This is a genomic window from Proteus sp. NMG38-2, from assembly GCF_020640995.1.
GTDB lineage: Bacteria > Pseudomonadota > Gammaproteobacteria > Enterobacterales > Enterobacteriaceae > Proteus.
On sequence record NZ_CP085481.1, the window covers coordinates 3,675,904 to 3,698,505 of the forward strand.

A 22,602-nucleotide genomic window follows, 5' to 3' on the forward strand; every position below is an offset into this window, starting at 1 on the left:
TCTTATTTACTGCTACTGAAACGATATGCTATTTAATTCATTCTTTTTCTGTAAATTCAGATTAGATTCTTTTCTCTTTATTCTCTCATCTGAAATGAGTTATTCGTGATCTGATTCATACTAATCTTTCAGGCAAAGTGATCTCACTTTTAGTCAAAAAGCAGATCACTTTTTATTTTTTGATAACGTTCACATTTCAGAGGTATAAATGATTATCTTATATATCAAAAAATTATATTCAGATAGATTAAATAAAGAGAGCCGATTTTAAGAATAAAAAGAGGTATAAAAGTGATCTACAAAGACATTGCAAAAAGCCTAAGAATTCAAATAAATTCGGCTGGATACCAAATTGGTGACCCTTTACCAGCAGAAAAATCATTAGCACAACAATACAACGTATCAAGAATGACAATACGTAAAGCAGTGGATTTATTAGTGAACGCAGGATTATTAGAACGAAAACATGGTTCTGGTACTTATATTAAAGAAAAAGATGTTCATCATGAAAATGCTAGCCTAAAAGGTTTTGTCGAACTAATGGCAAATACTGGTCACAATGTAAAAAGTGAAGTCATAGAGTTTTGTGTTATTCCCTGCCCTTTATCTATCGCCAGTAAATTACGTATCAACTCAAATGAACGTATTTTTTATTCAAGGCGAATACGTTACGTCGATAATAAACCGCTTATTATTGAAGACAGTTACATGCCTGTTAAATATTTTCATAATTTAACCTTAACCCATTTAGAAGGTTCTAAATTTGATTTTATTGAAAATATTTGCCAAATAAAAATATCAGGAAGTTATGAAACTTTTCACCCTATTATGCCTGATAGCAATATTTGTCAATTATTAAAAATAGAAACTAACATTCCAATATTAAGACTCAGCACATTATCATATAGCACTCAGGGCGATTATATTAACTATTCAATTATGTATAGAAACACTCAAGATTATATTGTTGAGTATCATTTAAAAAGAGAACAATAACCATTAATAAAAGTATCATTAAAAATTTATAATAGTTGGATCCTTTATTATAAAAAAAGCACTCCAAAGAGTGCTTTTCGTCGTTAATTTATGCCATTATTTCTTTTTAATCGCATTAATAATATTCGTTGTAGAAATGCCATCTTCAAAATTCAGCACTTTTACTTCACCGCCTGCAGCCCAAACTTCTTTACTACCCGCGATATCTTCAGGTTTATAATCCCCACCTTTGACTAAAATATCTGGTAAGACAGAGGCAATTAAGCGCTGTGGTGTATCTTCCTCAAACGCAACAACCCAGTCTACTGCACCTAAGGCTCCAAGCACTGTCATACGCTGCTCTAATGGGTTAACAGGACGTGTTTCACCTTTTAATCGCTTAGTCGATGCATCACTATTTACAGCAACAATAAGGCGGTCACCTAATTTACGTGCATTTGCTAAATAACTGACATGGCCTGCGTGAAGAATATCAAAACATCCATTAGTCATCACAATGCGCTCACCGCGCTGACGTGCTAATTCAACTGCCTGTTTTAATTGTTCTTCTTCCATTATACCAAAACCGTTGTCGGCACGACCACGAATGGCATTTTCCAGTTCAATAGGTGATACTGTCGATGTCCCTAATTTACCCACCACAACACCCGCAGCAGCATTTGCAAGGAAACAGGCTTCACTTAAAGGTTTACCTGCAGCTAAAGAGGTTGCTAATACACCTATTACAGTGTCGCCCGCACCAGTAACATCATAAACTTCTTGGGCTTGTGTTGGTAAGTGTAATGGCGCTTCATTCGCTCGAATAAGGCTCATTCCACGTTCAGAACGTGTGATCAGTAAAGCATCAAGCTCTAAATCTCGAACTAATTGAGTACCTTTTTCCACTAGCTCATCATCGTTTTTACAAACGCCGACAACTTGTTCAAATTCTGACATATTTGGCGTTAATAACGTTGCGCCACGATAACGCTCAAAATCACACCCTTTAGGATCGATTAATACTGGAACACCCGCTTTCTTTGCAAGTTGGATCATTTCTTGAACATGAGAAAGTGCGCCTTTCGCGTAATCTGATAAAATCAGTGCGCCAATAGAAGGCAAGGCTTGTTGAATTCGTTCATAGATAGGTTGAGGGTCAACATTGCTAAACCCTTCTTCAAAATCAAGACGGATTAATTGTTGATTACGTGAAAGCACTCGTAATTTTGTAATGGTTGGATGTGTCGCAACAGAGACAAAATCACAGCGTACATTGACCTGATTTAATGTATTACTCAATGCTTTGGCGGCTTCATCAATACCCGTTAAACCCACTAAACGTGAATTAGCACCAAGTGAAGCAATATTCATTGCCACGTTTGCCGCACCACCGGGACGCTCTTCTGTGGTATCTACTTTGACCACTGGCACTGGGGCTTCTGGTGAAATACGGCTTGTGGGGCCATACCAATAGCGGTCTAACATGACGTCACCGACAACCAGTACATTGGCCTTATTAAAATCCGGCAGCGTTACTTTCATCCCATACTCCACATTTATTTTCAAAATAAGCCGAAATAATACCATAACTTGTTAAGCAAAAAGAGACACTCATAAGCGTTCCCGCTAACAAACCCTTATTCTTGCTCACCAAGCCACTTTTGCTTGCTTTTTAATACGTGTTCTCGCTCTACAATAAAACAATTGTTATCGACAATCGCAGGTAACGCTTGTAGCGCAAGATGGTGTAATTCATTACGTAATGTGACATAAGCATGTGTCAAAGCCTGAGCTTCTTCTTCATCCATCACTTGATATTTTGCCATTAACTCAAAAATACGCACATTATCAGACCAACGTGTTAATGCAGGATATTGATGAGAAAAACGCAATACCAAATATTGAGCGATAAATTCAATATCGGTAATACCGCCTGATGAGGTTTTTAAATCAAACTTGTCTGCTTGTGTTGGTGCAAGATGTTGCACCATTTTTTGGCGCATTTCGCGCACTTCATGTTGTAATACATTAGCATCACGAGAAAGGCATAATGTTTCGTGGCGAATACGAGAAAACATCTGTTGTAGTTGCTCATCACCATAAATCATTCTGGCTCTAATTAAGGCTTGATGCTCCCATGTCCATGCTTCATTTTTCTGATATTCATCGAAAGCTTGGATCGTACTTACTAACATTCCTGATTCACCGGAAGGGCGTAAACGCGCATCAACTTCATACAAGACGCCAGAGGAGGTTCGTGTACTAAATAAATGGATAATGCGTTGAGCTAGGCGCAAATAAAACTGACGAGCATCAATCTGTTTTGCTCCAGTTGTCACGATATTCATTGGACAGTCTAATAAAAATACCAAGTCTAAATCTGAGCTATAGCCTAATTCCCATCCCCCTAATTTGCCGTACCCAATCACCGAAAAACCTAGCCCATCACGATTGGCTAAATGTTCAGGCTCACCATAACGCTTCACCATATATGACCAAGCTTGATGAACAACAGCATGAATGATGGCTTCCGCTAGATATGTTAAGTGATCGCTAACTTTCATCACGGGTAATACACCCGTGATGTCTTCCGCAGCAATGCGCAACAGTTGAGCTTGTTTAAATTGGCGCAGTGCTTCTAGTCGTTGTTCTTCATCTTCTTCTGGTACACGTAATAAATATTGACGTAATTCATCACGATACGCATCTAAAGGTAGTGGCTGATAGAGTGAATTAGGATCAAGTAATTCATCTAACAGTAAAGGATGAAGTGCCAACTGTTCTGCTATCATCGGAGATGCTGCACATAATCGTATAACATGAGTGAGAACTTCATCAGACTCTTGCATCAACTCTAAATAGGTTGTACGACTCACAATACTTAATAGTAACGGGGTAACTCGTTGTAACGTAACTAACGTTTGAGGTTGTTGGCAAATCTTAGCCAGTAATTTTGGCATTAATGTATCAAGAACATCTCGCCCTCTCGGCCCTATCGTTCGCTTACCAATATCTTGGCGAAATATCTGTAACGTCTGATTAATCGCATTCAGTGACTCAACCGTAAGTGATTGATGAAGTAATGACGACGTTTCAGGCAAACGCCCAAGTAACCAGAGACGTTTAAACTCAGAGATATCCTCTTCTTCATCATTTTCATCTTCTTCACCAATCAATTGCGTGAAAATAACAGAAACAGCCTGCATTTTGTGGCTAATTTCTTGATAAAGCGTTTCCCAATTATCATATCCCATTGCAAAAGTGAGCCGCGCTTTATCCTCTTCATTATCTGGTAAGGTTTGCGTCTGCTGATCACCAATGGATTGTAATAAGTTTTCTAATCGACGAAGAAAGAGATAGCTTTCAGCTAATTGTGCTGTTTCTTTTTCTGTTAATAATTCAAGCGTTGTGATCGCCTTTAATACTGTTAATAGTGAGTTACTCTGTAGATCAGGCTCTCTGCCACCGCGAATTAACTGAAAAACTTGTGTAATAAATTCAATTTCACGAATGCCACCTGCACCGAGTTTTATGTTATCAATCATGCCACGGCGACGTACTTCACGACTTATCATGGATTTCATATTTCGTAGCGATTGAATAACACTGAAATCAATATAGCGGCGATAAACAAAAGGACGTAGCATTTGACGTAAAACTTGGCAATACGCTTTCTTTTCTGCCCCTAATACGCGCGCTTTGATCATTGCATAGCGCTCCCAGTCTCGCCCTTGCTCTTGGTAATAATCTTCAAGCGCTGCAAAACTCATTACCAAAGGCCCACTTTCGCCAAATGGACGCAATCGCATATCAACACGATAGACGAAGCCATCAATAGTGTGTTGATCCAGTACTTTAATCAGCTTTTGGCCTAATCGTGTAAAAAACTGAGCATTATCAAGCTCTCGACGTCCACCTTGGGTAAATCCATTTTCAGGATAAGCAAAAATTAAGTCGATATCAGAAGAAAAATTAAGTTCAAATCCACCTAATTTCCCCATACCTAAGATCAGAAATGGTTGAGGTTTACCTTCACTATCACAAGGTGTTCCCCATTGTTGGCAACATTGCTGATAAAGCGTGTCTCTTGCGACACAAATTAGGGTTTCAGCCAGTACACTTAAATGTTTTAGCGCACAAGGGATATCGCCTAATTGGAAAAATTGTAACCATGCAATGCGCACTAATTGTTGATGGCGAAATTGACGTAAGATCCGCATAACATCATCTTCATTATTAACATTGGCTAACATTGCTGTTAGTTGAGTTTCATAACTCTGCCATTCGATACCTGTGGGTGGATTCTGCCTGATATCAGTCAACCATTGAGGATTAACTCGAAAATGCTCGGTGGCAAAGGGACTAAATGCAAGAAATTGTTGTTCTTGTTCACTAAAAGGTGCCAGCGCATTAAGTTGAGAAGAAAAACCACACTGTGCTTTATCCCACAATGATTGAAGTACACTGATAACAGACATAAATAGACTCTCACGTTGTCAGAAAATTAAGCAATAGACAGTAACCACGACGTAGAAGATAACTTAAAGTTCAGCCATAAAACGTGATAATAGTCGGTTGCGGTTGTAAATGTTAACGGTGAAATTGCATTGAGTGACTGTTGCATAAATTCAGGCAGATCAGATTGTTTTTTGCACCAATCTGAAAATAACGCCAACATTGCTGGCATAGTAATTGTCGGAGGTGTTGGATTAGCAAAAATAGCTTCTTCTAATGCCTGTATTGCACTTAACCATTTTGTAAGTTGTTGTGCCGTTGTATCACTAGGAGACAGATTCACGACACTCAACGATAACGCAGGTTTATCTTTTGCCAGATAATAACCTCGAGCTGCTTTACTGCGAGAGGCAAGACGTAATCCACCTTTTTCACCTAAATACGTCGCTAATGCAATAACGTCTGACACCTTACCTTTTTTAAGTTCTAGCTCAAACTCTTCAATCGGTAATTCATATTGCTCAGTACGAATAGCGCCTTGATCTAAAACCACTTCTATTTGACTATCTTGATACTCAACAAGCCAGATTTCACGATAAAAATCCGTATGAAATAACACATTAAGCTGGGATTCTAATAAAGCTAGATCCGTTTTTTCTGGCCAGATTTCTGCGGGAAAGCGAGCTAAATCTAATTTAGGTTGTGTTAACTCAACATTATATTCTGGACGTTGATGCAAACCTGCAACAACTTTGCCGGCTGTTTTAATTGTCATTTCATAACTGTCATCAACACCACGAATACGCAGCCCCATATCCCAACGACGAATTTGATTATCTGTCGTCTCAAAGTAAAGATTAGTCAGCTTTTTGGGTGCAGAGTGCTGATGTGGTAGAGTCAGAATGCGCTGAATAATATGAGGAATAGCTGCAGGTATGGCACTCATTTTGAGTTCGGTTTCTAATTGGCTCATTCTATTTCCCTTAAGTAAATCAATTGATTAGTAAAATATTTGACGCATTTTCATTTAGCAAGTGATAGCCTAATAACAATAATGAATAAAAGGCAGATTACCCCTATATTCTACCAGTTAAGACTGTTCTCATTCTGGTTTACTATTTGCTTACGCAAACTTTACTCTTTAGTATCAGTAAAAATATTCTCTTGTATAGATAAAAAAGTTGAAAACATAATGCGAAAATTACCCTTACTTTTTATTTCCTTACTTAGCTTAGGTGTTTCTCTGAGCTCACACGCAGAAACTCGCTATGTTTCCGATGAATTATCCACTTATGTGCATAGTGGACCAGGAAATCAGTACCGAATTGTTGGCTCTTTAAATTCAGGTTCAACAGTGACCGTACTTTCTCGCAATGCGGCAACAGGTTATGTACAAATTAAAGATGATAAAGATCGTACTGTCTGGTTGCCAGAAAACCAACTAAGCGCCCAACCAAGTATGCGTACTCGTATTCCTGCTATGGAAAAAGAGATCCAAACACTACGCGATAAACTAGCGAATATCGACCAAAGCTGGAATCAACGTACTATAGATATGCAAAATAAAGTCTCAAACAGCGATGACATAATCAACGGTTTGAAAAAAGAAAATGAGCAGATGAGAACAAAACTTGCGGTTGCTGAGAAAAAACTCGATTTTGCTAATCAACAGTTAGATGATCGACAACGTGACATCATCTTACAGTGGTTTATGTATGGTGGTGGTGTTGCTGGTGCGGGTCTTATTTTTGGTCTGATCCTTCCGCATATCATTCCTCGTCGTCGTAAACGCAACGATCGTTGGATGAACTAATATTCAGCCAAAAGGAATCATGATCCCGTGAAAATATACCTTGTTGGTGGCGCTGTGCGTGACCAATTATTACAGATACCTGTAAAAGACAGAGATTGGGTTGTTGTTGGCGCAACACCCGATGAACTGTTACAACAAGGCTATCAACAAGTTGGCAAAGATTTTCCCGTTTTTCTTCATCCTGATACACATGAAGAATATGCCCTTGCGCGTACGGAAAGAAAATCGGGTTCTGGCTACACGGGATTTACCTGCTACGCCGCACCGGATGTTACCTTAGAAGATGATTTAGCCCGTCGAGATCTCACCATAAACGCTATTGCTTATTCTGCTAATAGCGAATATATCGATCCTTACCACGGCATAGATGACATCAATGCAAGATTACTTCGCCATGTCTCTGACGCATTTTCAGAAGATCCCTTAAGAGTTTTACGTGTTGCACGATTTGCGGCTCGATTTGCGCCTTTAGGTTTTAGCGTAGCACCAGAAACACTACAGTTAATGAAAGTAATGGCGCAAAGTGGCGAACTAAACGCACTAACGGCAGAACGTGTTTGGAAAGAGACTGAAAAAGCCCTTGAGAGCCATGCTCCTCAGGTTTACTTTGAAGTTTTACGCCAGTGCGGTGCTTTAAAGGTTCTTTTTCCCGAAATTGATGCCTTATTTGGCGTACCGGCCCCTGAAAAATGGCATCCTGAAATTGATACAGGCGTTCACACCATGATGGTGCTTAGTATCGCCAGTCAATTAACAGATGATATTGCTGTGCGTTTTAGTGCCTTATGTCATGATCTAGGAAAAGGAACAACCCCACCTGAAAAATGGCCTCATCATCATGGGCATGGTCCTGCTGGCGTACCTTTAGTTGAAGCATTGTGTCAACGATATCGTATTCCAAATCACATTCGTGATTTAGCTCGCTTAACGGCAAGATTTCACGATCATATCCATCGTATTGATAGAATGCGCCCTTCTAAAATTATCCGCTTATTTGATGCCATTGATGCATGGCGAAAACCTGAACGTGTTGAACAATTAGCGATGGTCAGTGAAGCGGATGCTAGAGGACGTCTAGGGTTAGAAAACCTAGCTTATCCACAACGTTCTTTTCTTTGCCAAGCTTTTGCTATAGCAAATAATGTGGATATAAAGCCAATCATTGAAAGCGGATTAAAGGGCAGCGCAATACGAGAAGCATTAACAAAACAACGAGAAGTCGCGATTATAAAATGGAAATCGCGACTTAATCAGGATAACGAATAATTAAGCTTTACGCTCAATAATCACACCCACACTCGTCGCTTGTGCTACCGCGCCTGGTTTAGCTAATTTTATTTTTACTCTAGGTACAGCAAATTGCGTTATCAAAAGCTGTGCCACTTCTTCTGCGACACGTTCAACCAGCTCAAAACGTCGCGTCTCAACATAATCAATAATTGCACTACTTACACTTGCATAGTCTAAACAATCAGCAACATCATCAGTTTGGGACGCGCGTTTGTTATCCCATTCCATTTCGATATCGAACACTAATTTTTGTTTTATGTTTTTTTCCCAATCATAAACACCGATTGTGGTTATTACTGATAATTGCTCAATAAATACGATATCCATCACGTCATCTCTTATTTTTTCTGCTCATCGGATACCACTTCCGATGAAATATGCGTATTATCCATACATGCCTAACGAACTTACATAAACATTGGAGAATACAAATGAGTGCTAACGCACTTGGAATGATCATCTTCGCCTACTTGTGCGGCTCAATCTCCAGCGCGATATTGATTTGCCGATTGGCAAGATTACCTGATCCAAGAAAATCCGGCTCTGGCAATCCCGGAGCGACCAACGTCCTACGTATTGGTGGAAAAGCGGCCGCTGCGGCAGTTCTTATCTGTGACGTCCTAAAAGGGATGATCCCTGTTTGGCTCGCCTATTACTTAAATGTGCCTCCTTTTTACCTTGGCATTGTTGCCATTGCGGCTTGCCTTGGGCATATCTACCCGGTTTTCTTCCACTTTAAGGGCGGAAAAGGGGTTGCAACAGCCTTTGGTGCTATCGCCGCTATTGGTTGGGATTTAAGTGGTCTTATTGCTGGAACTTGGTTACTCACCGTATTACTCAGTGGCTATTCATCGCTTGGCGCCATCATCAGCGCATTGCTCGCCCCTTTTTATGTATGGTGGTTTAAGCCAGAATTCACTTATCCCGTTGCTTTACTATCATGTCTGGTACTTTACCGTCATCACGACAATATTCAACGTTTATGGCGAGGTCAAGAGAGTCGGATTTGGCATAAGTTAAAGAAGAAAACTGAAAAAACAGAAAAAGAAATTATTCAAGAAGCGAAAGAGCAAGAAAAAGAAGACTAATTTCACTCAGTTTTAAAGATAATGACACAAAAAAGCCACTTCAACAGTGGCTTTTCTTTTACTGATACGTTATTTATTTTCCAGTGCAGGCAATTCTGCCAATGGCCAGCGAGGTCTCACCGTTACACTTAATGGGCCGTCTGTACCACCTTTAAAACGGATCATACCTGCTAATGCGATCATCGCGCCATTATCGGTACATAATTCGGGGCGAGCATAGAAAACCTCACCACCTAATTGTTTCATAACCGCTTCCATTTTGGCCCGTAATGTACGATTTGCACTCACGCCACCGGCCATCACTAAACGTTTAAAGCCCGTCTGTTCTAAAGCTCTACGACATTTTATCGCCAAAGTATCAACAACAGCATCCTCAAAAGCACGAGCGATATCTGCGCGAGTTTGGTCTGAATCATCATTTTGACGAATAGTATTAGCTGCAAAGGTTTTCAAGCCTGAAAAACTAAAATCAAGCCCTGGCCGGTCTGTCATTGGGCGAGGGAAAACAAATCGCCCTTCTGTACCTTGTTGCGCCATTTTTGATAATACAGGTCCCCCCGGGTAATCTAATCCCAGTAACTTAGCCGTTTTATCAAAGGCTTCACCCGCAGCATCATCAATAGATTCACCTAATAAGGAGTATTCACCAATTCCTGTCACACTAATTAATTGTGTATGACCACCTGAAACCAGTAGGGCAACAAAAGGAAATTCAGGCGTTTTTTCTTCAAGCATTGGTGCTAATAAATGGCCTTCCATATGATGAACTGGAATAGCAGGAACATCCCACGCAAAAGCGAGTGAGCGTCCGATAGTCGCTCCCACCAATAATGCACCAACAAGGCCTGGGCCTGCAGTGTAAGCAACAGCATCAATATCTTTTGCCGTTAAATTTGCTTCTTTTAGTGCGGCTTGGATAAGAGGCACTGTTTTACGGATATGATCCCGTGAAGCAAGCTCAGGCACCACACCACCATAATCAGCGTGCAGTTTAATTTGACTATAAAGTTGATTCGCTAATAAACCGGCTTTATCATCATAAATTGCAATACCGGTTTCATCACAAGATGTTTCAATACCTAAAACTCGCATAACGCTTCCAAATTCTTCTTCGCAGACTCGCGTAATAAATCAATTGTACCATTATTTCGGTGATTTTATACGCCTTCGCAACATCTTTTACATACCAGCATGTGACAAATTCCTTTTTCTGGTCTATAATTATTCACCTATTTTAAGTGATTTAAATGTGTGGTTAGCAACTTTCGCTTTTTGTGTACTCACTAAAAAGACACAAAAGTGGGAGTTTGCGTTTCAATTTTGTGCATCTCTTTACAAAGTGCCCTGCTTTGAAGTAAAATTCCGCACCATTTTAAATGTCGGCTGGCTTAAATAATGCCAGCGCAAACCGATTTCTATTGAGGTGAGAGGCACATGCCGGTAATCAAAGTACGTGAAAACGAGCCATTTGACGTTGCTCTTCGTCGTTTCAAACGCTCTTGTGAAAAAGCAGGCGTATTAGCAGAAGTTCGTCGTCGTGAGTTTTATGAAAAACCAACGACTGAACGTAAACGCGCTAAAGCATCAGCAGTAAAACGTCACGCTAAAAAATTAGCTCGCGAAAACGCACGTCGTACTCGTCTGTACTAATATTTTGCGGCTTATACCGCAACATATGCAGACACTGTAGTCGCAGTTAAAGGCCGTGCTTTCTTATGAGAGCGCGGCTTATTCTCGTTCAACAACAGGCGTAAAAGGGCTTATGGCTGGACGAATTCCACGTTCATTTATTAATGATTTACTAGCTCGAACCGATATCATCGATCTTATCGACGCTCGTGTGCCGTTAAAAAAACAAGGCAAAAATCATTCAGCGTGTTGTCCGTTTCATAACGAAAAAACGCCCTCATTCACAGTAAATAGCGACAAACAGTTTTATCACTGTTTTGGTTGCGGCGCGCATGGCAATGCTATTGATTTTTTAATGAACTACGACAGACTCGATTTTGTCGAAACCATTGAAGAGTTAGCAGCAATGCATGGGTTAGAAGTTCCTTATGAATCAGGAACTGGCAGTAGCCCAATTGAACGACATATAAGACAAAATCTCTATCAAGTGATGGAGAAGTTGAACCAATATTATAGTAGTGCTCTCAATAAGTCAGATGCTCAGGAAGCCAGAAATTACCTTGCGCATCGTGGTCTTAGTGAAGATATTATTAGTCGTTTTTCTATTGGGTTTGTTCCTACTGGTTGGGATAATATCCTAAAGCGGTTTGGTCAAAATGCCGATAATAAAGCCCTACTTCTTGAAGCAGGCATGGTAATAACAAACGATAATGGCCGTACTTATGATCGTTTTCGTCAACGCGTCATGTTTCCTATCCGAGATAGACGTGGCCGTGTTATTGCCTTTGGTGGACGTGTTTTAGGTGATGATTTACCTAAATATTTGAACTCACCAGAAACAGAGATATTCCATAAAGGACGTCAACTTTACGGTCTTTATGAAGCACAACAATCTAATAATAACGTTACAAAGCTATTAGTTGTTGAAGGTTATATGGATGTTGTGGCATTAGCGCAGTTTGGTATTGATTATGCCGTTGCCTCATTAGGAACCTCCACGACAGCAGAACATATTCAGTTGCTCTTTAGAACAACGGATAACATTATTTGCTGCTATGATGGAGATAGAGCAGGACGAGATGCCGCTTGGCGAGCACTAGAAACTGCACTTCCTTTTTTAAATGATGGCCGTTCTTTACGTTTTATGTTTTTACCTGAAGGCGATGACCCTGATTCATTGGTACGTCGTGAAGGTAAAGAAGCCTTTGAAAAACGTATGGAACAATCACATTCATTATCAGAATTTCTATTTGATTCGCTCGTTCCTCAGGTGGATCTGAGTACTCAAGAAGGCAATGGTAAGTTATACAGTTTAGCTCGACCATTAATAGATAAGATCCCAAGTGAAACTTTACGTCTATATTTATTAAGAGAGCTTGGAAGCTTAACGGGAAATCCCGATATTGAGCAAATGGATCGTTTATTTGGTAGAACAGCGGCGAGCCACGAATTATCGTATCAACCAACGATATTACGTCCAACGCCAATGCGTATATTAATTGCCTTATTGATACAAAACCCAGAATTCTCTAAATTAGTACCCCCTCTTGAGGGGTTAAATACAGAAAAAATTGCAGGTTTGTCACTCTTTAGTGAACTTGTTTCCGTTTGCCAAGCACAACCAGGCCTTAATACAGGACAGATTATCGAACTCTACAGAGAGAATAAATTCGGTAAACAGCTTGAAAAATTGGCAATGTGGAACGATATAGATATAGATGAGATTGCAGAAAAAACCTTTACCGACACGTTAGATCATCTTTTTCTAACCGCAATGGACGAACGTTTAAACGCCCTTATTGCAAAAGAGAGAACAGAAGGCCTAACGCAAGATGAACGCGAAGAAGTCCAATTGATAATACAGGCACGCGTTAAAAAGTAAATACAGAATTAAGATTAAAAACACGGCTTAATTGCCGCTATCGGTAGGTACTAAAAACCTACATTTGCTACGCTGAGGGGACCGTAGCAATCGACAATGAAAATGCCCCTCCGTAGTTATTGTTGGCTGAACAGTTATCGCCGACCGACACCAACCCAAATTACTTTGAAGTGTGGATACCGTCTTATGGAGCAAAACCCGCAGTCACAGCTGAAGCTACTTGTTACTAAAGGTAAGGAGCAAGGCTACCTGACCTATGCTGAGGTCAATGACCATCTGCCGGAAGATATCGTCGATTCAGATCAAATCGAAGACATCATCCAGATGATTAACGACATGGGCATTCAGGTTATGGAAGAAGCACCTGACGCCGATGATCTGATGCTGGCAGAAAATTCAAATGACACTGATGATGATGCGGCAGAAGCCGCGGCTCAGGTACTTTCTAGTGTAGAATCTGAGATTGGCCGTACAACCGATCCTGTGCGTATGTATATGCGCGAAATGGGTACGGTTGAATTGCTTACCCGGGAAGGTGAAATTGATATCGCAAAACGTATTGAAGATGGTATTAACCAAGTTCAATGCTCTGTTGCTGAATATCCAGAAGCAATTACTTATCTTCTTGAACAATACGATCGTGTTGAAGCTGGTGAAGCACGTCTTTCTGACTTAATTACTGCGTTTATTGACCCAAATGCCGAAGAAGTGGCAGAGAGTGAAGTGGTCAATTTAGGCAAAAGTGATGATGAAGTTGACGATGCTGAAGACGAAGATGAAGACGAAGATGAAGATGGCGATAATGACAGCGATAGCGATGATGATAACAGCATCGATCCTGAATTAGCTCGCCAAAAATTTACTGAGCTTCGTGAACAATACGAGAAAACTCGCCAGACTATCAAGGCCAAAGGTCGTAATCACAAAGATACAGAACTTGAGATCTTATTGTTATCTGAAATTTTCAAACAGTTCCGTTTAGTACCGAAACAGTTTGATTATCTGGTTAACAACATGCGTGAGATGATGGACAGAGTTCGTACTCAAGAACGTCACATCATGCGTCTTTGTGTTGATCAAGTTAAAATGCCTAAGAAAAACTTCATTACGCTGTTTACAGGTAACGAAACCAATGACACATGGTTCACTGCTGCTCGTGCAATGAATAAACCTTGGTCTGAAAAACTGGCAGGTATTGAAGAAGAAGTACAACGCAGCTTACAAAAACTGCAGCAAATTGAAGTTGAAACTGGTCTGACAATCGAACAGGTTAAAGATATTAACCGTCGTATGTCTATCGGTGAAGCAAAAGCTCGTCGTGCGAAAAAAGAGATGGTTGAAGCGAACTTACGTTTAGTTATCTCTATCGCAAAAAAATATACCAACCGTGGCTTACAGTTCCTTGACTTGATCCAAGAAGGGAATATCGGTCTGATGAAAGCGGTTGATAAATTTGAATACCGTCGTGGTTATAAATTCTCAACTTACGCAACATGGTGGATCCGCCAAGCAATTACTCGTTCAATCGCTGATCAGGCACGTACAATTCGTATCCCTGTTCACATGATTGAAACGATTAATAAGCTAAACCGTATCTCTCGCCAAATGTTGCAAGAGATGGGACGTGAGCCTTCACCAGAAGAGCTTGCAGAACGCATGCTGATGCCTGAAGATAAAATCCGTAAGGTACTGAAAATCGCTAAAGAACCAATCTCCATGGAAACCCCAATCGGTGACGATGAAGATTCACATTTAGGTGATTTTATCGAGGATACTACTCTCGAATTACCACTGGATTCTGCAACATCAGAAAGCTTACGTTCAGCAACTCACGAAGTGTTAGCTGGTTTAACATTACGTGAAGCTAAAGTCCTGCGTATGCGTTTTGGTATTGATATGAATACAGACCATACCTTAGAAGAAGTGGGTAAACAGTTTGATGTTACCCGTGAACGTATTCGTCAGATTGAAGCGAAGGCACTGCGTAAATTACGCCACCCAAGCCGTTCTGAAGTATTACGTAGCTTCCTTGACGAGTAATTAGCTTACACTCATTTATGCTATAACAAACGCCTGTGATATTCACAGGCGTTTTTTTATCGGTTAATCACGATCCTATCTCTCGTTTAATGGTTATTGTTCAGAGCCTCTCAACAACCATTCTCTACAATGTACATTTATAAAAAATAGCCTCTTTATTTATAATATTACGCATCTGCCTATGCTTATCTCTCAATTCTTACACTAGGTTATTGATATCACAGTTATTCTCTATTTTATCTTTTTATTGTTTATATTGAGCATAAATTGCGCATACAGTCATTCAAAGGCTAGACCTAGTGCCAAATGGCACGTATAATCTCACTCCATTAGGCCCCTTAGCTCAGTTGGTTAGAGCAGGCGACTCATAATCGCTTGGTCACTGGTTCAAGTCCAGTAGGGGCCACCAAATTTTAGCTGTTAAATCAGCGCATTAAGCCACTTCTTAGCAAGTGGCTTTTTTGTTTTTACAAATCGTTGCCCTATTTTTTCCCCATCAGATATCTTTAACTAGGTTCATTTTTTATCGGCTCTCTTTTTCTACACCTCAAGTTTTACATTTTCATTAATAGAATATTAATAACTCGTTGCTCCTCAGAAAAAACAACATATTATATTTCTATTTATTTTCACCAGATAAAGTTTTCAAAAATACATTCACATTGTAAATATTATCTTACCATTACAATATGATAAAAATTTTTAAAAATAACTTACCCATGTATATTTAAATCGCTTCCATTACTTTGGTGCATATATTAGATCAATTATGCAACTATTATTATACTAACAATAGTTGCATTTAATATATATAAACTTATCTTTCTGGTTCATACATGCAGATATGAACTAGATTTTTACCCACTTTATTTTCAAGAGAATTAATTAGCTTATTACTTCTTTTATTGAGATAATATTCCAACAAATTCAAACCTCGTTTTATATTATTACTATTATGGTTATACGTCCTAATCAACACTGGTTTTTTCGGTTATTTGATTGGCATGGTTCAGTGCTTGCAAAAATAATACTTCGCTTATGCCTTAATATTATTATGTCAATTATCGCTATTTTAATTTATCAATGGTATGAACAATTAGGTATACACTTAACTGTTGCGCCTTTTAGTTTGTTGGGTATCGCCATTGCGATATTTCTTGGTTTCAGAAACAATGCAAGCTATAGCCGGTTGGTTGAAGCAAGAACCTTATGGGGTAATATGTTAATTACCCATCGTAATATATTAAGAAACATAAAGGCTTTATTACCTGAAGATAAACAATTCAACCGAGACTTTTCTAATCTATTAATTGCTTTTAGTTGGAGTTTAAAACACGAGTTAAGAAAAACTAATCCAATAGTTGATCTCTACCGTTTATTACCTCGGCCTTTATTTGATGAAATAATGAATAGTCCTTATCCTACCAATCGTATCTTATTACATATTGGTTTAAAAATAGGCGAATTGAGAGATAATAAAATGATAAGTGATGTTATCTTTCAATCAATTAATAAAGATATTAATAATTTATCTGACGTTTTAGGCGGTTGTGAGCGTATCTCAAATACCCCGGTTCCCTTTGCTTATACCTTGATATTACAGCGTACTGTTTATCTATTCTGTGCATTATTGCCTTTTGCTTTAGTAGCCGATCTCCACTACATGACACCATTTGTATCCGTGTTTATCTCTTATACCTTTTTGTCTTGGGATTCACTAGCTGAGGAATTAGAAGATCCTTTTGGTATATCTGCAAATGACTTACCCCTAAATGCTATTTGTAATACGATTGAAAGAAACTTATTAGAAATGCAAGATATTAGCCCATTACCGATAACTGTAAGACCAGATAAAAATTATAATTTATTGTAATTGAAAATAATAAAAATATAAAAAACAGTGCAAAAAATTACACTGTTTTTTATTGTTAATGACCATCTAAAAGCTAATGTGTTCTCATTCCGGCACTGTACATTAATAATTTAAATAAAGAAGCGATAATAGCTAAGCTTAATACACTTAAACTCCAAATAATTATCATCCATCCTATTTGTTGGTACCAATATGTTTTTTTTTGAACGGGTTTTATCGTTAAAAAATGACTAATGATAGCTTTCATTTGGGTTTACCTTTCCACGAAAAACATAATAGCTCCAACTGGTATACATAAGAATAACAGGAATAATAATCACAGCACCAACCAACATAAATTTCTGACTTAAAACGGGTGATGCCGCATCCCAAATAGAAATTGTTGGTGGAATAATATAAGGGAAAATACTCACACCCAATCCAGCAAAACCGATAAAGACCAATAAAAGTGATAATAAAAATGGCAAATAATGCCCATAGTTATAAGCACTACGCACTATGCCCCATGTACACGCTAATACGAATAAAGGTGCTGGTAATAAAAAGAATAAATTAGGTAAGCTAAACCAGCGCTGTGCAATATCTTCATGTACTAGAGGTGTCCATAGACTGACTATTGCAATCGCAACCAATAATGTAATCGCTAAATAAACAGTAATAGAACACATTTTACGATGCAGTTGATGCTCTGTTTTCATTATTAGCCATGAACTTCCTAAAAGTGCATAAGTAATTAGCAAGGCAAAACCACAAAAGAGAGGAAATGGCGCTAACCAATCTAGTGCAGAGCCACTAAAGCTACGCCCAATTACTTCAAAACCGTTAATTACTGCACCAACCGTAATACCTTGGCAGAAAGTTGCTAAAAAGGAGCCACCAATAAAAGCTGAATCCCAAAACAGACGATGTTTAGGTAACGCATTAACACGAAACTCAAAAGCCACACCACGAAATATAAGACCGATTAACATTAATGTTAATGGAATAGTCAGTGCCTCAATAATCACAGCATAAGCCAAAGGAAATGCGCCATATAACGCAGCACCACCTAAAACAAGCCATGTTTCATTGCCATCCCATACTGGTGCCACACTATTTATCATCGTGTCTCTTTGTATTTTATCTTTCGTAAACGGCAAAATAATACCAATACCCAGATCAAATCCATCCGCGATAATATACATCAGCGTAGAAAATATGATGATGGCGAACCAAATAATCGAAAAATCAACATTCATTATTTTTCACCTTCGATTAATGGTACTGAATGCAATTCAACAGGGCCCTTTTTCATTAAATGCATCATATAAAAATAACCGATACCAAATACTGAACAATAAACCAAAATAAAAGCTAATAAGCTCAAACTCATTTGCAAATCCCCATGCGCTGAAACGGCATCTTTAGTCCGTTGCACGCCGTAAACCACCCAAGGCTGGCGACCAATTTCTGTCGTAAACCAACCGGCAAGGATAGCAATCAATCCCGTAGGCCCCATTAATAATGTAAATCGTAAAAAAAATGGAGAGTTATAGAGTTTTTTTTGCTTGCGTAAAATGACACTTAATAGGCCAAGGAAAATCATCAACATACCAAGGCCTGCCATTATTCTAAATGACCAAAATATAATGGTGGAATTAGGTCTATCTTCTGGTGCAAATGTATTAAGTGCAGGAATTTGTTTCTCAAGACTATGAGTAAGAATAAGGCTACCTAAATACGGGATCTCTATTGCATACTTTGTTTTTTCTTCATCCATATCTGGAAGACCAAATAAAATAAGTGGTGTCGCTTCTTGTGATGAATTATCCCAATGCCCTTCAATAGCCGCTATTTTTGCGGGTTGGTGTTCTAGTGTATTTAAACCATGTGCATCACCTACAAAAGCCTGTATTGGTGCAATAATCAACACTAACCATAATGCCATAGATAACATTTTGCGTACTGCAGCTGTATCTTTCCCTTTTAATAAAAGCCATGACGCACATGCAGCAATAAATAAAGCACTGGCTAAAAATGCCCCGATTGACATATGTAATAGGCGATAAGGAAATGAGGGATTAAAAATGATTTGTAACCAATCAACAGGCACAACAATACCATTTTCTATTTCATAACCTTGTGGTGTTTGCATCCAGCTGTTTGAAGATAAGATCCAAAACGTTGAAATAAGAGTTCCTAATGCCACCATACAAGTAGCAAAAAAATGAAGCTTCCGCCCAACTTTATTCCATCCGAATAGCATAATACCAAGAAACCCAGCTTCTAAAAAAAATGCAGTGAGCACTTCATAAGTCAACATTGGGCCTGTAATACTACCTGCAAATTGCGAGAAACCACTCCAGTTTGTACCAAATTGGTATGCCATGACTAACCCAGAAACTACACCCATTCCGAAATTCACTGCGAAAATTTTTATCCAAAATTGGTATAACGTAAAATAACTTGGCTCCTTAGTTTTTAACCATAAGCCTTCTAATAGCGCTAAAAAACTCGCAAGTCCTATCGTAATAGCAGGAAAAATAATATGAAAAGAGACCGTGAAAGCAAATTGTATTCTTGCTAAATGAAAAGCGTCTAACCCAAACATAATGCCCCTCTTCGTATAAATCTATTTATCATAAATTTATTCATTTCTATTTTCCTATTTATGTTTTTCTCAAATAAACCACTATTATCTTCTTATTATTAATCTCATTACTTTTATTGCTTTAATATTAACAACAAAGTATTTAATTCATATTTAAATTTATTATTAAGATTATCTCCCCCTATTGTAAGTGAATAAAAAAACAACACAGACAAATCGATACATAGCTTTATATATATCGATAAAAATACCTATTAGGTTGATTTTTTAACTAGTAATAAAAGTAAATGAAGTAAAATATTTTCATTCTTTATCGTGTTAATATTGTTAACCATCACGTAACAGCTAGTCAAATAAATTGATTTTATTGAGTGATAGATATGCTCTATCGCCACTCGATATATCCGTATAAAGGGCTATAGAGAGTATTTAGGGCGTTGACAACCAAGTCACATTGTTTTAACTTTTTAAATAACAAAAAATTTGTATGTTTATATTATCTTATTATTCTCCATTTACTAGATTTTAATTTTAACAAGTATAAATATATTATTGCGTTCAAATAGCATTATATATTTAATTATATAAGCATATTGTTTTTATATTCACCTGCCCATTTATTTTCATAAATAAATATTATTATTTGTTTTTTAGGAATATCTATATGAGTAAAAATAAATCGCTTATTCCTGGAGTAAAACCCTATAACGGCCCAGCCGGAGGATGGGGAGCATTAAAAGCAACAGCTATTGCAGTACGTACTCAAATGGATGCTTTAATTGCACCTAAAACACTACTTAATACCAATCAACCTGATGGATTTGATTGCCCAGGTTGTGCATGGCCAGATAAAGAGCATCACTCTACTTTTCAATTTTGTGAGAATGGTGCCAAAGCCGTGACTTGGGAAGCGACGAAAAAAAGAGTCACACCAGAATTTTTAGCACAAAACACAGTGACTGAATTACTAAAAAAATCAGATTTTGAACTTGAAGGTTATGGCCGTTTAACTCACCCTCTTTCTTATGATCCAATAACTGACACTCTAGTTCCTGTATCATGGGAACAGGCTTTTGATCGTATAGGTCAATTATTAAGAGATATTCCTTCACCAGATAGTGTGGAATTTTACACTTCGGGAAGAGCTTCAAATGAAGCCGCTTATTTATTCCAGCTTTTTGCTAGAGAATATGGCACAAATAATTTTCCAGATTGTTCAAATATGTGCCATGAACCTACTAGCGTAGGGTTACCACAATCAATTGGTATTGGTAAAGGGACTGTTTCTTTAGATGATTTCGATAGTACACAATTAATTATTGCTATCGGTCATAATCCCGGAACCAATCACCCTAGAATGATGGGAACATTACATGAAGTGGCTCGTCGAGGTGTCCCCATTGTCGTCTTAAACCCATTAAAAGAACGTGCATTAGAACGCTTTACCGATCCTCAAAGCATAATTGAGATGGCAACTTATAGCTCAACCAATATTGCATCATCTTACTATCAGGTTAAGGCGGGGGGTGATGCTGCGGCTTTAAAAGGCATTATGAAAACGCTATTAGCTTGGGATTTAGAGCGTGGCGATATTCTTGATCATGATTTTATCGCAGAACATACTCAAGGATTTGAAGCCGTTATTGACGATTTAAACCAAACAACTTGGCAAGATATTGAAAATGAAAGTGGGCTTTCACAAGATTCTCTTGAAAGTATCGCATCACTTTACGCGAATTCCCCTGCCACCATTATTACTTATGGTATGGGTATTACCCAGCATAATAAAGGAACCGCTAACGTTCGCTTAATTGCCGATTTATTATTAATGAAAGGTAATATTGGAAAACTGGGGGCTGGAATATGTCCATTACGAGGGCATTCTAATGTTCAAGGCAATCGAACCGTCGGTATTACTGAAAAACCCTCTACAGAATTTCTGCAAAAAATAGAACAAATCTTCGGTTTCAAACCACCTTATAAACATGGTCATGATGCTGTTAATGCCATGCAAGCTATGGTTGAAGGTAAAGCAAAAGCATTAATTTGCTTAGGAGGTAATTTTGCTGTGGCATTGCCTGATCCCGAACTGTCTTTTTCAGCAATGCGAAAACTGGACCTCAGTGTTCATATTGGAACTAAATTAAATCGCTCTCATTTATTAACTGCTAAAAATACGTTTATTTTGCCTTGCTTAGGCCGTACTGAATCAGATATACAAGCATTAGGCCGCCAATCAATCACCGTTGAAGACTCTATGTCGATGGTACATGCCTCTTCAGGTAAATTAACGCCAGCGTCTCCATTATTAAAATCAGAGCCATCTATTGTTGCCGAAATGGCGGCAACAACGTTATCTGAAAGCAAAACACCTTGGATGAGATTTACGGAAAGTTATGATCTCATTCGTGACATGATTGAAAAAACCATTCCGGGTTTCGAAAACTATAATCAACGTATTCGTGTACCAGGTGGATTTCGTATGCCACTGCCTGCGGTTGAAAGAATTTGGGATACACCAACGGGTAAAGCGATGTTTTCTGTTTTTGAGGGTGTTAACGAAAATGAACCAGTCGCTGGAGATGATATTTTACGTCTCGTCACAATACGTAGTCATGACCAATACAATACAACCATTTATGCATTAGACGACCGCTATCGTGGTATTTTCGGTAGGCGTGATGTGCTCTTTATGAGCGAGGTTGATTTAATCGCAAGAGGTTTAAAACAAGGCGACAAAGTGACTATTGAAACAGTAAGTCAAAATAGAAAGCTACAGCTTAATGATATTACTGTTGTTTCATTTAGTATTGCACCGGGTACTGTTGCTGCTTATTACCCAGAAGCTAATGTCCTTATTCCACTGGACTATGTTGATAAAGAAAGTGGAACACCTTCATATAAAGCGACACCTGTTAGAATTCACGCCCAAAAAGCACAAGTTGCCTAAGGTTTCATCCAACTAAA

At 38.5% G+C, this 22,602-nt stretch carries 17 protein-coding genes and 1 tRNA gene; 10 read left to right on the forward strand and 8 right to left on the reverse strand.

Going from position 1 to position 22,602, the window contains the following annotated elements:
* Positions 1–291 precede the first annotated feature (291 nt).
* The gene (locus LG402_RS17395; RefSeq protein ID WP_227336033.1) at positions 292–996 is read left to right on the forward strand and encodes a GntR family transcriptional regulator; all 705 of its coding nucleotides are present in this window, start codon (positions 292–294) and stop codon (positions 994–996) included.
* 96 nt (positions 997–1,092) lie between these two features.
* On the opposite strand, the gene hldE is transcribed toward LG402_RS17395, so the two are convergent.
* From hldE to LG402_RS17410, 3 genes are all read right to left on the reverse strand, one after another.
* Positions 1,093–2,517, reverse strand: a complete 1,425-nt coding sequence (hldE, locus tag LG402_RS17400; protein WP_166539586.1) for a bifunctional D-glycero-beta-D-manno-heptose-7-phosphate kinase/D-glycero-beta-D-manno-heptose 1-phosphate adenylyltransferase HldE — start codon at positions 2,515–2,517, stop codon at positions 1,093–1,095.
* Positions 2,518–2,612: 95 nt separating this feature from the next.
* Complete coding sequence (gene glnE / locus LG402_RS17405) at positions 2,613–5,453, reverse strand: bifunctional [glutamate--ammonia ligase]-adenylyl-L-tyrosine phosphorylase/[glutamate--ammonia-ligase] adenylyltransferase (protein WP_227336034.1); 2,841 nt, start codon at positions 5,451–5,453, stop codon at positions 2,613–2,615.
* Between the two features lie 26 nt (positions 5,454–5,479).
* A complete protein-coding gene (locus LG402_RS17410; RefSeq protein WP_227336035.1) occupies positions 5,480–6,403 on the reverse strand; it encodes an inorganic triphosphatase in 924 nt (307 codons plus the stop codon).
* Between the two features lie 219 nt (positions 6,404–6,622).
* Here LG402_RS17410 and LG402_RS17415 point away from each other — a divergent pair, with 219 nt between their 5' ends.
* Entirely contained in the window at positions 6,623–7,243 is a 621-nt protein-coding gene (locus LG402_RS17415; protein WP_166539589.1) for a TIGR04211 family SH3 domain-containing protein, read from the forward strand.
* Positions 7,244–7,270: 27 nt separating this feature from the next.
* The gene (locus LG402_RS17420; protein ID WP_109409124.1) at positions 7,271–8,509 is read left to right on the forward strand and encodes a multifunctional CCA addition/repair protein; all 1,239 of its coding nucleotides are present in this window, start codon (positions 7,271–7,273) and stop codon (positions 8,507–8,509) included.
* Here LG402_RS17420 and folB read toward each other — a convergent pair whose 3' ends face one another.
* Positions 8,510–8,860 carry a bifunctional dihydroneopterin aldolase/7,8-dihydroneopterin epimerase gene (gene folB, locus LG402_RS17425; protein WP_109409125.1) on the reverse strand — a complete coding sequence of 117 codons (351 nt, stop codon included), beginning with the start codon at positions 8,858–8,860 and terminating at the stop codon, positions 8,510–8,512.
* A 104-nt stretch (positions 8,861–8,964) separates the two neighbouring features.
* Here folB and plsY point away from each other — a divergent pair, with 104 nt between their 5' ends.
* Positions 8,965–9,621, forward strand: a complete 657-nt coding sequence (plsY, locus tag LG402_RS17430) for a glycerol-3-phosphate 1-O-acyltransferase PlsY (RefSeq protein WP_072070074.1) — start codon at positions 8,965–8,967, stop codon at positions 9,619–9,621.
* Positions 9,622–9,690: 69 nt separating this feature from the next.
* Here plsY and tsaD read toward each other — a convergent pair whose 3' ends face one another.
* Entirely contained in the window at positions 9,691–10,713 is a 1,023-nt protein-coding gene (gene tsaD / locus LG402_RS17435) for a tRNA (adenosine(37)-N6)-threonylcarbamoyltransferase complex transferase subunit TsaD (protein ID WP_227336036.1), read from the reverse strand.
* A 342-nt stretch (positions 10,714–11,055) separates the two neighbouring features.
* On the opposite strand from tsaD, the gene rpsU reads away from it, so the two are divergent.
* The 5 genes from rpsU to LG402_RS17460 all read left to right on the forward strand — a co-directional run bounded on the left by rpsU (position 11,056) and on the right by LG402_RS17460 (position 17,045).
* Positions 11,056–11,271 (forward strand): 30S ribosomal protein S21, encoded by a 216-nt coding sequence (gene rpsU / locus LG402_RS17440; RefSeq protein WP_001144069.1) that lies wholly within the window; start codon positions 11,056–11,058, stop codon positions 11,269–11,271.
* Between the two features lie 112 nt (positions 11,272–11,383).
* Complete coding sequence (gene dnaG / locus LG402_RS17445; protein WP_166539624.1) at positions 11,384–13,132, forward strand: DNA primase; 1,749 nt, start codon at positions 11,384–11,386, stop codon at positions 13,130–13,132.
* A gap of 186 nt (positions 13,133–13,318) precedes the next feature.
* Positions 13,319–15,172 (forward strand): RNA polymerase sigma factor RpoD, encoded by a 1,854-nt coding sequence (rpoD, locus tag LG402_RS17450; protein ID WP_166539625.1) that lies wholly within the window; start codon positions 13,319–13,321, stop codon positions 15,170–15,172.
* A gap of 332 nt (positions 15,173–15,504) precedes the next feature.
* Positions 15,505–15,581 (forward strand) — tRNA-Ile (locus LG402_RS17455).
* A gap of 546 nt (positions 15,582–16,127) precedes the next feature.
* Positions 16,128–17,045 carry a bestrophin family protein gene (locus LG402_RS17460; protein ID WP_227336037.1) on the forward strand — a complete coding sequence of 306 codons (918 nt, stop codon included), beginning with the start codon at positions 16,128–16,130 and terminating at the stop codon, positions 17,043–17,045.
* A 73-nt stretch (positions 17,046–17,118) separates the two neighbouring features.
* On the opposite strand, the gene LG402_RS17465 is transcribed toward LG402_RS17460, so the two are convergent.
* Genes LG402_RS17465 through LG402_RS17475 form a run of 3 tightly spaced genes read right to left on the reverse strand, consistent with a single transcriptional unit; the run spans position 17,119 to position 19,635 of the window.
* Positions 17,119–17,292, reverse strand: coding sequence for a DUF2474 domain-containing protein (locus LG402_RS17465; RefSeq protein ID WP_109409130.1), 174 nt, complete (start codon positions 17,290–17,292; stop codon positions 17,119–17,121).
* A complete protein-coding gene (cydB, locus tag LG402_RS17470) occupies positions 17,276–18,283 on the reverse strand; it encodes a cytochrome d ubiquinol oxidase subunit II (RefSeq protein ID WP_227336038.1) in 1,008 nt (335 codons plus the stop codon). Before cydB ends, LG402_RS17465 begins: the two co-directional genes overlap by 17 nt.
* Positions 18,283–19,635 (reverse strand): cytochrome ubiquinol oxidase subunit I, encoded by a 1,353-nt coding sequence (locus LG402_RS17475; RefSeq protein ID WP_227336039.1) that lies wholly within the window; start codon positions 19,633–19,635, stop codon positions 18,283–18,285. Before LG402_RS17475 ends, cydB begins: the two co-directional genes overlap by 1 nt.
* 664 nt (positions 19,636–20,299) lie before the next feature.
* Between LG402_RS17475 and LG402_RS17480 the strand changes: the two genes are divergently transcribed.
* Positions 20,300–22,585, forward strand: a complete 2,286-nt coding sequence (locus LG402_RS17480; RefSeq protein WP_227336040.1) for an FdhF/YdeP family oxidoreductase — start codon at positions 20,300–20,302, stop codon at positions 22,583–22,585.
* Positions 22,586–22,602: the final 17 nt, after the last annotated feature.